12 protein-coding genes are annotated in these 12,602 nt (G+C 73.4%); 3 read left to right on the top strand and 9 right to left on the bottom strand.

The features are described from left to right. Positions 1-102: 102 nt before the first annotated feature. A complete protein-coding gene (gene infC, locus ACT2CW_RS43760; RefSeq protein ID WP_164433124.1) occupies positions 103-720 on the bottom strand; it encodes a translation initiation factor IF-3 in 618 nt (205 codons plus the stop codon). Positions 721-1,165: 445 nt separating this feature from the next. Here infC and ACT2CW_RS43755 point away from each other — a divergent pair, with 445 nt between their 5' ends. Beyond that, positions 1,166-1,531, top strand: coding sequence for a DUF1844 domain-containing protein (locus tag ACT2CW_RS43755; RefSeq protein WP_164433070.1), 366 nt, complete (start codon positions 1,166-1,168; stop codon positions 1,529-1,531). Between the two features lie 66 nt (positions 1,532-1,597). On the opposite strand, the gene ACT2CW_RS43750 is transcribed toward ACT2CW_RS43755, so the two are convergent. Continuing rightward, on the bottom strand, positions 1,598-2,398 hold the full coding sequence (locus ACT2CW_RS43750) for an aquaporin (protein WP_182469739.1): 801 nt from the start codon (positions 2,396-2,398) through the stop codon (positions 1,598-1,600). A gap of 107 nt (positions 2,399-2,505) precedes the next feature. Next, the gene (locus ACT2CW_RS43745; protein ID WP_445520637.1) at positions 2,506-3,390 is read right to left on the bottom strand and encodes an SseB family protein; all 885 of its coding nucleotides are present in this window, start codon (positions 3,388-3,390) and stop codon (positions 2,506-2,508) included. Positions 3,391-3,470: 80 nt separating this feature from the next. On the opposite strand from ACT2CW_RS43745, the gene ACT2CW_RS43740 reads away from it, so the two are divergent. Beyond that, positions 3,471-4,244, top strand: coding sequence for a serine hydrolase (locus ACT2CW_RS43740; protein WP_445520636.1), 774 nt, complete (start codon positions 3,471-3,473; stop codon positions 4,242-4,244). Between the two features lie 27 nt (positions 4,245-4,271). Here ACT2CW_RS43740 and mycP read toward each other — a convergent pair whose 3' ends face one another. Both mycP and ACT2CW_RS43730 read right to left on the bottom strand, forming a co-directional pair. Beyond that, positions 4,272-5,489, bottom strand: coding sequence for a type VII secretion-associated serine protease mycosin (mycP, locus tag ACT2CW_RS43735; RefSeq protein ID WP_445520635.1), 1,218 nt, complete (start codon positions 5,487-5,489; stop codon positions 4,272-4,274). Next, positions 5,486-6,562, bottom strand: a complete 1,077-nt coding sequence (locus ACT2CW_RS43730) for a hypothetical protein (protein ID WP_445520634.1) — start codon at positions 6,560-6,562, stop codon at positions 5,486-5,488. The genes mycP and ACT2CW_RS43730 overlap by 4 nt, the downstream gene beginning before the upstream one ends. Before the next feature lie 213 nt (positions 6,563-6,775). Between ACT2CW_RS43730 and ACT2CW_RS43725 the strand changes: the two genes are divergently transcribed. After that, entirely contained in the window at positions 6,776-7,972 is a 1,197-nt protein-coding gene (locus ACT2CW_RS43725; RefSeq protein ID WP_445520633.1) for an amino acid deaminase/aldolase, read from the top strand. 43 nt (positions 7,973-8,015) lie between these two features. Here the strand turns inward: ACT2CW_RS43725 and ACT2CW_RS43720 are convergent, their stop codons facing one another. From ACT2CW_RS43720 to ACT2CW_RS43705, 4 genes are all read right to left on the bottom strand, one after another. Beyond that, the gene (locus ACT2CW_RS43720) at positions 8,016-8,981 is read right to left on the bottom strand and encodes a DUF2510 domain-containing protein (protein WP_445520632.1); all 966 of its coding nucleotides are present in this window, start codon (positions 8,979-8,981) and stop codon (positions 8,016-8,018) included. Positions 8,982-9,050: 69 nt separating this feature from the next. Then, complete coding sequence (locus tag ACT2CW_RS43715) at positions 9,051-9,833, bottom strand: 3-oxoacyl-ACP reductase (RefSeq protein ID WP_445520631.1); 783 nt, start codon at positions 9,831-9,833, stop codon at positions 9,051-9,053. Position 9,834: 1 nt separating this feature from the next. Further along, positions 9,835-11,217, bottom strand: a complete 1,383-nt coding sequence (locus ACT2CW_RS43710) for an aldehyde dehydrogenase family protein (RefSeq protein WP_445520630.1) — start codon at positions 11,215-11,217, stop codon at positions 9,835-9,837. Positions 11,218-11,228: 11 nt separating this feature from the next. After that, a complete protein-coding gene (locus ACT2CW_RS43705) occupies positions 11,229-12,596 on the bottom strand; it encodes a glutamine synthetase family protein (RefSeq protein ID WP_164433086.1) in 1,368 nt (455 codons plus the stop codon). Between the last annotated feature and the right edge of the window lie 6 nt (positions 12,597-12,602).

Raw genomic sequence — 12,602 nt, 5'->3', positions numbered from 1 at the left:
GGGGGCGACCACGATCCGGGCGTCCGGAAGCGTCATATGTTTCGGTTGGTCTCCGGGGCCGTGCGGCTCCGGGTGGGCGGTCGAGGCTCTCGCCTCGCCCAATCACGCCTCGGCGGGCTCCTCGGCGGGCTCCTCAACGGCGCTGACGCCCTGGCGCTCCGCCTTGCGGGCGGCCTGCGCCTCGCGGGCTTCGGCCATCGCCTCGGTCTTCTTCTTGTGCGGACCGAGAACCATGATCATGTTGCGCCCGTCCTGCTTGGGGTTGGACTCGACGAAGCCCAGCTCCTGGACGTCCTCAGCGAGCCGCTGAAGCAGGCGGTAGCCAAGCTCGGGCCGGGACTGCTCACGGCCACGGAACATGATCGTGATCTTGACCTTGTCGCCCTGCTTGAGGAACCGGACGACGTGACCCTTCTTGGTGTCGTAGTCGTGCGGGTCGATCTTCGGCCGGAGCTTCATCTCCTTGATGACCGTGTGCGCCTGGTTCTTGCGCGCCTCACGGGCCTTCATGGCCGACTCGTATTTGAACTTTCCGTAGTCCATGAGCTTGCAGACCGGCGGACGGGCGTTCGCCGCCACCTCGACCAGGTCGAGGTCGTACTCCTGCGCAAGCTCCAGGGCCTTGGCAAGCGGCACAATGCCGACCTGCTCGCCACTGGGACCGACGAGTCGCACCTCGGGGACGCGAATCCGGTCGTTGATGCGGGGCTCGGCGCTGATGGATCCTCCTCGGTTGCACCACGCGACCGCCTGGCGGACTGCCGCGTAACGTCTCTTAGGTTGAGACCACCGCGTCGTGACGCACAAAACGCCCCGACGGGTACACAGGCGGGGCTCCTCATTGACCGGGAGCACCGCCGCGACATCACCGCGGGGCGCAGCCTGACCGATGACCTGCCGACCCGGGGGTCGGGAGGTGGGAGCTGGGGAGCCTCCACTTGTGGGCCGGACACATAGGTGACCGGCCGGTCGTTTATCTACGATACCAGCACCCGCGCGGGATGCTCACCCGCTGCGTCCCGGCCTCTGCCGTTCCCGCTGTCCACCGATGCCCGGCTTCCCTGCTCCCTCGCGTTCCTGTGAACTCACCCGCCCCGTGCGTACGGCGCCGGGCGGACGCCTAGGCTGGGGCACACCGTCCATCAGGAAGTGAGCCCCTACCACCATGAGCGACGCCGACGCAGGGCAGCCGCAGGCCCCCGACTTCGACCGGATGACCCGGGACATCGCGGATGTGCCCGCGGTCGAGGTGATCACCACGGTCGCGGTGCACCTGATGAGCGCCGCCGCGGTCAATCTGGGTCTGGCCGAGGAGGGCCCCCAGCACAAGGACCTGGACGAGGCGCGGAAGCTGATCAACGCCCTGGCGGGGCTGGTCACGGCCGGCGCCACGGAGATCAGCTCCTTCCACGCCGCTCCGCTGCGGGACGGCCTGAAGTCCCTCCAGCTCGCCTTCCGCGAGGCGTCGGTGGTGCCGGACGAGCCGGGGCAGGGGCCCGGCGAGAAGTTCACCGGCCCGATCTTCGGCTGACCGACCGCCGCGTTACGGCCAGGCCCCGGCCTCGGCTCGGGCCCCCTCCGGGCCCCCGGCCTCGACTCAGGCCGCCTCCGGGCCCTTGGTCTCCGGGCCGCCCGCCTCGGGGCGGTGGCCGCCGCGCATGCGTCCCCACGGCCCGGTCGCCGGGGGCGGATGCGCCTCCTCCCGGTCGGCCTGGGCCGCCGGATGGAGATGGGTGAACCGGTGCACCACCGCGGCGAGCACCCCGCCGACCAGCGGCGCCACGATGAACAGCCACAGCTGGCCCAGCGCATCGCCGCCCGCGAAGATCGCGGGGCCGAAACTGCGCGCCGGATTGACCGAGGCCCAGGTCAACGGGATGCCGATCAGGTTGGCCGCGGCGAGGGCGAGGCCCACCGGGACCGGTTCGGCGCCGACCATCGGCACCGCGTGGGTCACCGTGAGGAAGACGAAGACCAGCAGGAAGGTCAGCAGCACCTCGGCGAGGAAGGCCCCGCCCGCGCCCATGCCGACCGGTGAGCGGCCGCCGTAGCCGTTGCTGCCGAAGGCCCCGGCCGTCTGGAGCCGGGGCACCTGGTTGGCGAGCAGGAACAGGATCGCCGCGCCCACGATCGCGCCGACGAACTGCGCGACCCAGTACTGGACGGCCGTACGGATGTCGATGCGCCTGGCCAGCAGCACACCGAGGGTCACCGCCGGGTTGATGTGGCAGCCCGAGATGCGTCCGAACGCAAAGGCGATCGCGATCAGCGTGAAGCCGAAGGCGAGCGAGATCCCGAGGGCGTTGATGTAGTCGCCCGCCAGGACCAGCGAACCGACTCCGAAGAGGACCAGCATCGCGGTCCCGATGAACTCCGCTACGACCGTTCTCGTCTCCATGGCGCTCTCCTCACGCAGATTCCGACCGCCAGTCGCCTAAGCATTGTGGGCGGTATCGGGAGGATTCGCCTGTTGGTCCGAATGGGGCGGGGCCGGGCCCCGCCCCCTCAGCGGCTGAAGAGCGGCTCGCCGGGGATCTGCGCGTCCGGCGGCAGCAGCGCCAGGGTCAGCCCGCGCACCAGCCGCGCCCGCAGCACCTCGTCGGCGGCCAGGGCGCCCGCCACCCGGTGCGCCGTCTCGCGCGCGGGCGCCTCCGGCGTCAGGGCGAGCGCGAGCATCCCGTCGGCGTCCGCCGCCGGGGCCAGATGGGCCCGGACCACCTCCGGCTCGGCGGCCAGCACGGTGCGCACCGCCTCGGTCACGGCCGGGTCGGCGAGCGGATCGGCGCTGGTCCGCCCCTCGGCGAGGGCCAGCAGGGCGGGGCCGGTCAGCTGGTACGGCACCGGGCCCGCGAGGTCCAGTACCAGGGTGTCCGCCTTCTCATGGGCGGTGGCCTCCAGCGCCTGGCGCAGCGGTACGGCCACGGGCCGGGCGTCCGGGCGCCAGCGGGCCAGCGTCTCGAGCGAGGTGAACGCGGGCAGCGCGCGCCGGCCGTCGGGGGCCTGGAGCGTGGGCACCGCCATGTCGCTGGTCTTGTCGCGGCGCAGCCCGCCCGCCCGTCGCCCACCACCACCCTCAACGGACGCTTCGCGCGGCTTGGATTCCCCCCGTCGCCCACCACCACCCTCAACGGACGCTTCGCGCGGCTTGGATTCCCCCCGTCGCCCCCCACCACCCTCAACGGACGCTTCGCGCGGCTTGGATTCCACCACCTCGGCCTCACCCAGGATCGCCACCACGGGGACGAGCAGCCGGGCTTCGGTGAGCGCGGCGAGCACCTCCGGTTCTGCCGAGCGGTCATCGGCCCAGGCGGCGAGCGCCGCGGTCAGCCGGGGGTCGGCGGAGCCGTCGTCGCCGGAGAAGCCGGGATCGGGAATGTTCTTGAGCGCCACGCCATGAGGGTATCGACAGCGAGGAGACCGAGATCCCCCGCACCCCCACCCGGGGCGGGGGCCGCAGTGAAGGAGACGGCGTGGAACGCGTGAACGACGGTGGCCCGGCCGTCCCCGCCCCGTCCGGTACGGACGGGCTGAGTGGCGCGCTCGCCGACGCGCTCGCGCCCCTGGCCGCGGACTTCTCGGTCGCCGTCCTGGACACGGGGTCCGGGGTGACCGGGGCCCATGGCGACGGCTCGTACGCCACGGCGAGCGTCATCAAGGTCGGCATCCTCGCGGCGCTGCTGCTCGGGGCGCAGGACGTGGGGCGGCGGCTGACCGCTCAGGAGCGCTCGTACGCCACCGTGATGATCGAGCGGAGCGACAACGACGCGGCGACGGCGCTGTGGGGGACGATCGGCGGGGGACGCGGCCTGGAGACCGCGCTGGGACGGCTCGGGCTGACCGATACGCACGCCGACGACCGCGGCCGCTGGGGGCTGACCCACACCACCGCGTCCGATCAGCTGACCCTGCTGCGCGCGGTCTTCCTGGACGGCTCCCCGCTGAGCGCGCGCTCCCAGGCGTATCTGCGGACGCTGATGGGCCGCGTCATCGCCGGTCAGACCTGGGGCATCTCGTCCGCCGCGGCCGGCACCGGCCCCGGAACCCGGCTCAAGAACGGCTGGATGCCCCGCGACGCCACCGGCCTGTGGGTCGTCAACAGCATCGGCGAGGTGACGGCGAACGGCCGGCCCCATCTGATCGCGGTCCTGTCCGAGGGCCATGCCGACCGGGAGGGCGGGGTGGCCCTGGTGGAAGAGGTGGCCCGGACGGCCATGGCGACGACCGCCGCGTACGCATCACGGTGAGCGGACCGCTCCGCAACGGCCCCGAGCTCAGCGCGTACGCGCGCCCGACAGCAGTGCCCGCAGTCGCGGGGGCATCCGCAGGGGGCCCGAGCCGCGCCACAGGGATATCGCGGCGACGATCAGGGCCGTGCCAGCGAGGCCGGCGAGGAGGGCCATCTGGTTGGGGCCGGAGTCGCCGTGGGCGCCCTGGGCGTGGCCGGGGCCGTTGCCGAAGTAGCGGTTCGGGGCGGCGGCCGCTGCGGGGCGCTGGGCCTCGGGCTTCAGCTTGTCGCCCGCGGTGATCGCGGCCGCCGGGTTCACCAGGCCCGCGCCGAGGTCGTCGCTGCGGCCGCCCTCGGGGACGTCCTGGGCGGTCCGGGTGAGGAGCCCGCGGATCTGGCGCGGGCTCAGATCGGGGTGGGCGGCGCGGACGAGGGCGACGGAGCCGGAGACGAAGGCGGCGGCCGCGCTGGTGCCCCAGCCCTCGTAGTAGCGCTTGTCGGGGTCGGCGATGACCACGTCGACACCGGGCGCGCAGACGGTGGCGTACCAGCGGCGGGTGGAGAAGGCGGCGCGGGAGCCGTAGCGGTCCACGGCGGTCACGGCGATGACCCCGGGGTAGGCGGCCGGGTAGGAGACCCGGTCGCCCTTCTCGCCGCCGTTGCCCGCGGAGGCGACGACGACCGCGCCCTTGCGCAGCGCGTACTGCACGGCGGCGTCCTCGGCGGCCTCGGGGTGGGCGGAGGCGCTGTCGTCGCCGAGCGAGAGGTTGATGACGTCGGCGCCGTGGTCGGCCGCCCAGCGGATCCCGGCGGCGAGCGCGCCGCCACGGGTCGAGCGGGCCTTCTTACGGTCGGGGTCGGAGTCCTCGAGGATCACCCGCACCGGCAGGATCCGGGCCTTCGGGGCGACGCCCAGGACGCCCTCGCCGCCGGACGCGCCGTGGCCGTGCCCGGCGATGATCCCGGCCATGGCGGTGCCGTGGCGGGCCCAGGCGCGTTCGCCGCGCCGGGCGCCGAAGCCAATGAGGTCCTTCCCCGGCTCCACCTGGCCTTCGAGGTCGGGGTGGCCTTCGTCGACGCCGGTGTCGAGGACGGCGACGGTGATCCCGGAGCCCTTGGTGGTCTGCCATGCCTCGCGGACGTGGAGGGTGTCCAGCGCCCACTCCTGGGCCTGTATGCCGTCGGCGTCCGCGGGCGCGGCGGGCACCAGGGTCAGCCCGGCGGCGGCGAGTGCCACGGCGAGGCGCCGCCCGATCCCGCTCATGACGTGGTCTCCGTGAAGGTGGCCAGGGCCCGGCGGAATCCGGACTCGATCGCGTCGGCGATGCCCCGGGCGTCGTTGCCGAGGCCGGACTGCGCGGGGGCCGAGGTGGCGCCGCGCTGGGTCGCCTCGCCCGCCGACTGCGGGTCGGTGACCTCACGGCCGTCGGCGAAACCGGTGACGGTGTAGATGACGGCGGGGGCGTCGGTGAGGATCCGGATCCGCCAGCTGGCGCGCTGGTCGTCGCCGAAACCGGCCGCGGCGGTGCCCTTGGCGGCGTAGGTGCGGGGCATCAGATCGGTGCGCTCGTCCAGCTTCTCGGTGACGAAGCGCTGCTGAAGCGCCCGCATCCCGGTGGGTCCCGAGGTGGTGATCAGCACTCCGACGGTGGTGACGCTGGTGCTGGTGGCGTCGGTGTACGTGGCGCGCACCAGCCGTTTGCAGCCCACCGGGGCCAGCGCCTTGGCGAGCAGCGGATCGAACCCGCCGCCGCAGCTGCTGTCGGGGGCGACGGCTATCCGGGTCCAGACGCGGTCGGCGCCGCCGGGGCCCTCGCCCTTGCCGCGCAGGGTGCGCGGGAAGAGGTCGTCCACGGGGATGCTGTGCCAGGCGGAGCGGGCGTGGGCGTAGGTGTCGGCGGTGGACGGCTGGGCGCCGGGGGCGTCGCCCAGCCAGCTTCCGGCCGCCGCCCCGCCGAGCAGTCCGAGGCCGAGCACGAGACTCGCGGCGGCGGCCGCCGTACGGCTCGGGGGACGGCGCCGGGCGCCCGGCCCGCCGTTCGCGGAGGGCCCGCCGTTCGCGAACGGCCCGCCGGTGCGCGGAGGCACGGAAGGGCGCGGCGGTGTCGAGGGCTGCGGAGGCACCCGGGTGCCGGACGCCTCGGCGGTGCCCCTGGAGAACGGGGCCTTCGCCCGTACGCCGAGGACGGGTGTCTCCGGATCCGGGGTGAACCCGGGCGCGTTGGCGGCGCGCGACGGGGGCGCGGAAGGCCGCTCGGGCGCCGGGCGCGGGGGATGTGCGGGGCGTGGTGGGGGCGTGTCGTGGGGTGAGTGCGCCTGTTCCGCGTCGGTGCTCACCTGCACCCCCTCGCACCCGTCGAGACCTGCTTCACCTGGCTCCGTCCGGTTCGCCGCGCCACCGCACCGCCTTTCGGGCAGGCGGGCCCGTATCCGGACAACCCGTCGCTGACCTGCCGGTCGTGGCGTGCGCGACACTCTACGGCCAGCCGGGGGCGCCGCGCACCGGCCGCCCTCTACCCAGTGGTAATAGCGGTCTGGCAAGCTGCGTCCATGTCCGCTGCCGCCGCTGACCGGGCCCGGTACGACCGGGCCACCGCCCATCTCGAAGCGCCCGTGGCGATTGTCGACCTGGGAGCCTTCGACGACAACGCACGGGATCTGGTCCGCCGGGCGGGAGGCAAACCGATCCGTGTCGCCAGCAAATCGGTGCGCTGCCGCGCGCTGTTGGAGCGGGTGCTGGCGCGCGACGGCTTCGCGGGGATCATGAGCTTCACGCTCCCGGAGTCGCTGTGGCTGGCCCGCGAGGGGTTCGACGACGTGCTGCTCGCCTACCCCTCCGCCGACCGGGACGGCTTCGCCACCCTGACCGGCGACCCCAAGCTGGCCGAGGCCGTGACCGTCATGGTGGACGACGTCTCCCAGCTCGATCTGATCGACAGCGTTCGCGCCGGGACCGAAGAGGTCCGGGTCTGCCTGGAGTTGGACACCTCGCTGCGGATGTTCGGCGGGCGGGTGCGGGTCGGGGCGCTGCGCTCACCGCTGCGCGCACCGGAGCAACTGGCCGCGCTGGCGCGGGCGATCGCCGACCGCCCCGGCTTCCGGCTGGTCGGGCTGATGGCGTACGAGGGGCATGTGGCGGGCGTGGGCGACGCGGTGCCCGGGAGCCCGCTGCGCTCGCGCGCCATCCGGCTGATGCAGTCCGTGGCGCGCCGGGAGCTCGCGGCGCGCCGGGCCGCGGCCGTACGGGCGGTGCGGGCGGTGGCGGACCTGGAGTTCGTCAACGGCGGCGGTACGGGCAGTGTGCAGCACACCGCCGCGGAGGACGCGGTGACCGAGATCGCCGCCGGGTCCGGGCTCTACCAGCCGCGGCTGTTCGACCACTACACCTCCTTCCGCGGCCGTCCGGCGGCCCTGTTCGCCCAGCCGGTGGTGCGCCGCCCCGGGGTGGGCGTGGTGACGGTGCTCGGCGGCGGCTATCCGGCGTCGGGCGCGGCGGGCCCGGACCGGCTGCCGGTGCCGTATCTGCCGGAGGGGCTGGTCTACGACTCGATGGAGGGGCCGGGCGAGGTGCAGACCCCGCTGCTGGGCACGGCCGCCGACGATCTGCTGATCGGCGACAAGGTGTGGTTCCGGCACGCCAAGGCCGGTGAGCTGTGCGAGCGGTTCGACACGCTGCGGCTGATCGAGGGGGACCGGGTGGTGGCCGAGGTGCCGACGTACCGGGGCGAGGGCAGGACGTTCCTGTGACCGATACCTTTCGGGCAACGACCGGAATGTGCCGGCAGCGCGTCTAGATCGACCGGCCGTCGCCCGCCAGCGCCTCGATACCCTTGACGATCTTGTCCATGTCGCTGAGCGGCGGCGCCTTGTCGCTCTCGTCGAACCCGAAGCGCACCACGACCATCGTGTCCGGCATGGTGGGCGAGGGGAACGCCACCGACTGCACGATGCCGTCGTCGCCCTTCTTCGTCACCACCTTCCAGCGGACCAGATAGCCCTTCTCGCCCGCGACCTCGACCGCCGACGCCTTCAGCTGCTTGTGGGAGGTGATCCCGCCGTACGCCTTGCGGTCGGTGTCCTGGTCCGTGCCGTAGGACTCCTCGGCGTTCTGCGCGATGTCCTCCTTGGCTATGCCCTTGGCGGAGGTGGCCTTGTAGCCCTCGGCGGTCCGGGAGAAGGCGCCGCCGCGCACACAGTCGGTGGACGGGTCGCCCGGGCACGGGTAGCGCGAGGTGGTGACGCCCGCGCCGCCGGAGCTGCTGCGCCCGGCCTGCCAGCCGGAGAGCACCGGCAGGCTGATGCCGTTGCCCTGGTCCGGGGCGGTGTCCGGGTCGTAGCTCGGCGGTGCGCTGGGGCTCTCGGTGGGCCCCTCCGAGGGGTTGTCCGGGGTGGGGAGGTCCGGGTCCTGCTCGCCGCCGCCGTCCGGCGCGGAGGTGCTGGGGGCGGGCCCGGTCTGGGCGTTCCCACCGCCGTCGCCGCCGTCGCCCAGCAGCACGATGCCACCGACGATCGCGGCGACGACGACGCCCACGGCGACGGAGAGCGCCGCGATCCTCGGGCCCCGCCCCCGGCCGTGGCCGTGTCCCCCCTGCCGCCCCGGCAGGTAGGGGGGCGGCGGCGGGCCGAAGGCCGGGTCCGCGGCGCCCGAGGCATCACGGGTGTACTCGGTCCAGGCCGAGCCGTCCCACCACCGTTCCATGGCGGGGCCGTTACCTGCGTAGCCGGGATCGGGGTACCAGCCGGGGGGCGTGTTCATGGTCACACGGTCAGCCTATGGCCAGGGGTGGGGTCCGTACACCGCGGATGGCAGGACTGCGCACCCGGACTACAACGGCGTGACATATGCCCCGGCGATCCCGCCGTCCACCAGGAACTCGGCGGCGTTGACGAAGGACGCGTCATCGCTGGCCAGGAAGGCCACGGCGGCGGCGATCTCCTCCGGCTCGGCGAACCGGCCCACCGGCACGTGCACCAGCCGGCGCTGGGCCCGCTCCGGGTCCTTGGCGAACAGCTCCTTCAGCAGCGGGGTGTTGACCGGCCCCGGGCACAGCGCGTTGACCCGGATGCCCTCGCGGGCGAACTGCACGCCCAGTTCGCGGGACATGGCCAGCACCCCGCCCTTGGAGGCGGTGTAGCTGATCTGGGAGGTGGCGGCGCCCATCACGGCCACGAACGAGGCGGTGTTGATGATGGAGCCCCGGCCCTGCCGCCGCATGTACGGCAGCGCGGCCTTGCAGCACAGATAGACGGAGGTGAGGTTGACCTCCTGGACCCGCTTCCAGGCGTCGAGCCCGGTGGTGAGGATCGAGTCGTCGTCGGGCGGGGAGATCCCGGCGTTGTTGAAGGCGATGTCCACCGAACCGTAGGTGTCGAAGGCGGTCTTGAAGACCGCCTCGACCTGCTCGGGGTCGGTCACGTCCACCCGCACGAACAGCCCGCCGACCTCGTCGGCGGCGGCCTTGCCCGCGCTCTCGTCGATATCGGCGCAGACGACCTGCGCGCCCTCGGAGGCCAGGCGGCGCGCGGTGGCCAGGCCGATGCCGCTGCCCGCTCCGGTGATGACGGCGGTACGGCCCACCAGACGGCGGCACACGGGGGTCTCGGTCACGTCAGTCCTCCTCGGTGCTGATGAAGACGTTCTTGGTCTCGGTGAAGGCGGCAAGGGCGTCGGGGCCCAGCTCCCGGCCCAGGCCGGACTGCTTGTAGCCGCCGAAGGGGGTGGCGTACCGCACGCTGCTGTGCGAGTTGACGGACAGGTTCCCGGCGGCGACGGCGCGCGAGACCCGGATCGCGCGGCCCACGTCCCGGGTCCAGATCGAGCCGGACAGGCCGTAGTCGGTGGCGTTGGCCAGCCGTACCGCGTCGGCCTCGTCCTCGAAGGGGAGGACGACGGCGACGGGGCCGAAGATCTCCTCCACGGCGGTGCGGTCCCCGGGTCCGGTGGCCTCCAGCACGGTGGCCGGGTACCAGAACCCCTTGCCCTGCGGGGCCTCGCCGCGGATCGCGGCGGGCGCGTCCTCGGGTACGTAGGACCGTACGCGCTCCCGCTGGGCGGCCGAGATCAGCGGGCCCATGGCGGTGGCGGGGTCGGCCGGGTCGCCGACCGCGAAGGACGTCACGGCGGGCGCCAGCAGCTCCATGAACCGGTCGTAGACGGATGCCTGGACCAGGATGCGGCTGCGGGCGCAGCAGTCCTGTCCGGTGTTGTCCAGGAAGGAGCCGGGCGCGGCGGCCGCGGCGCGCTCGAGGTCGGCGTCGGCGAAGACGATGTTCGGGCTCTTGCCGCCGAGTTCGAGGGTCACCCGCTTCACGCCCGCGGCGCATTTGGCCATGATCTCCTTGCCGACGGCCGTGGAGCCGGTGAAGACGACCTTGGCGACGCCGGGGTGCTCGACCAGCGCGGCGCCCGCGACCGGCCCGGCACCGGGCAGCACCTGGAAGAGCCCCTCGGGCAGGCCCGCCTCCAGGGCGAGTTCGGCCAGCCGGAGCGCGGTGAGCGGGGTGGTCTCGGCCGGTTTGAGGACGACGGCGTTCCCGGCGGCCAGGGCGGGCGCGGTGCCCCAGGCGGCGATCGGCATGGGGAAGTTCCACGGCGCGATGACCGCGACCACGCCCAGCGGCTCATGGAAGGTGACGTTCAGCCCGCCGGCCACCGGGATCTGGGCGCCGCTCAGCCGCTCCGCTCCCCCGGCCGCGTAGTCCAGCAGATCGCGCACATTGCCCGCCTCCCAGCGGGCGTTGCCGGTCGGATGGCCCGCCTCGCGGACCTCGAGGGCGGCCAGCTCCTCGAGGTGCCCGTCCACGGTGGCGGCGAAGCGGCGCAGCAGCCGGGCGCGGTCGGCGGGCGCGAGCGCGGCCCAGCCGCGCTGCGCCTCGGTGGCGCGGGCCACGGCGGCGGCCACCTCGTCCGGGGTGGCGGCCGGGACGGTGGCGATGACCTCCTCGGTGGCCGGGTTGAGGATGTGGTGTTCGTGGGGGTGTTCGGTGCTCACTCGCTGGTTCCTCACATGCGCTCGAAGGACCGGAAGCGCTCCCAGTCCGTGACGGCGGTGTCATAGGCGTCCTGCTCGACGCGCGCCATGTTGAGGTAGTGCTCGACCACCTCGTCGCCGAAGGCGGCCCGCGCTATGGGGCTGTTCCGCCACAGCTCGGCGGCGTCGCGCAGCGAGGTCGGGACGTGCTCGGCGTCACCGGTGTAGGCGTTGCCGGTACAGACCTCGGGGAGCTCCAGCTCACGCTCCACGCCGTACAGCCCGGCGGCCACCATCCCGGCCACGGCCAGGTACGGGTTGACATCGCCGCCGGGGAGCCGGTTCTCCAGCCGGTGGGAGGGGCCGTGGCCGATGACGCGCAGCGCGCAGGTGCGGTTGTCCGGGCCCCAGGCGACGGCGGTGGGCGCGAAGGAGCCGGGGCGGAACCGCTTGTAGGAGTTGATGTTCGGCGCGTAGAGCAGGGTGAAGTCGCGCATCGCCGCGATCTGTCCGGCGAGGAAGTGGCGCATGGTCTTCGACATGCCGTACGCGCCGTCGTCGTCGGCGAGCACGGGGTGCCCGGCCTCGTCGCGCAGTGAGAGGTGGATATGGCAGGAGTTGCCCTCGCGCTCGTCGTACTTGGCCATGAAGGTGAGCGCCATGCCCTCCTGGGCGGCGATCTCCTTGGCGCCGGTCTTGTAGACGGCGTGCTGGTCGCAGGTGGTCAGGGCGTCGTCGTAGCGGAAGGCGATCTCGTGCTGGCCGAGGTTGCACTCCCCCTTGGCCGACTCGACGGTCATCCCGGCGGCGCCCATCTCGTTGCGGATGCGGCGCAGCAGGGGCTCGACCCGGCCGGTGCCGAGGACGGAGTAGTCCACGTTGTACTGGTTGGCGGGGGTCAGCCCGCGGTAGCCGGTGTTCCACGCCTGCTCGTAGCTGTCCCTGAAGACCATGAACTCCAGCTCGGTGCCGGTGTACGCGGTCCAGCCGCGCTCGGCGAGCCGGTCGAGCTGGCGGCGCAGGATCTGGCGCGGGGAGGCGACCACCGGGCTGCCGTCGTGCCAGGCGAGATCGGCGGTGAGGAGGGCGGTGCCGGGGTTCCAGGGGGTGCGGCGCAGGGTGGCGGTGTCGCCGTGCATGGCGAAGTCGCCGTAGCCGCGCTCCCAGGAGGACATGGCGTAGCCGTCGACGGTGTTCATCTCGGTGTCGACGGCGAGGAGGTAGTTGCAGCCCTCGGTGCCGTGTGCCAGGACGTCGTCGAGGAAGAAGCGGGCGGCGAACCGCTTGCCCTGGAGCCTTCCCTGCATATCGGTGAAGGCCAGGACGACGGTGTCGATCTCCCCGGCGGCGACCAGTCTGGTCAGCTCGTCGACCGAGAGCGGGGGCGTGCGGTCTGCCACGGTGGG

This window comes from Streptomyces sp. NEAU-174 (assembly GCF_052665095.1).
This window is presented reverse-complemented; position numbering and strand designations above follow the sequence as displayed.

Bases quoted from the DNA above. Each gene is read 5' to 3' on its own strand.
- ACT2CW_RS43755 (WP_164433070.1), top strand. From the start codon at position 1,166: ATGAGCGACGCCGACGCAGGGCAGCCGCAGGCCCCCGACTTCGACCGG.
- ACT2CW_RS43725 (WP_445520633.1), top strand. From the start codon at position 6,776: ATGTCCGCTGCCGCCGCTGACCGGGCCCGGTACGACCGGGCCACCGCC.
- ACT2CW_RS43750 (WP_182469739.1), bottom strand. From the start codon at position 2,398: ATGGAGACGAGAACGGTCGTAGCGGAGTTCATCGGGACCGCGATGCTG.
- mycP (WP_445520635.1), bottom strand. From the start codon at position 5,489: ATGAGCGGGATCGGGCGGCGCCTCGCCGTGGCACTCGCCGCCGCCGGG.
- ACT2CW_RS43720 (WP_445520632.1), bottom strand. From the start codon at position 8,981: ATGAACACGCCCCCCGGCTGGTACCCCGATCCCGGCTACGCAGGTAAC.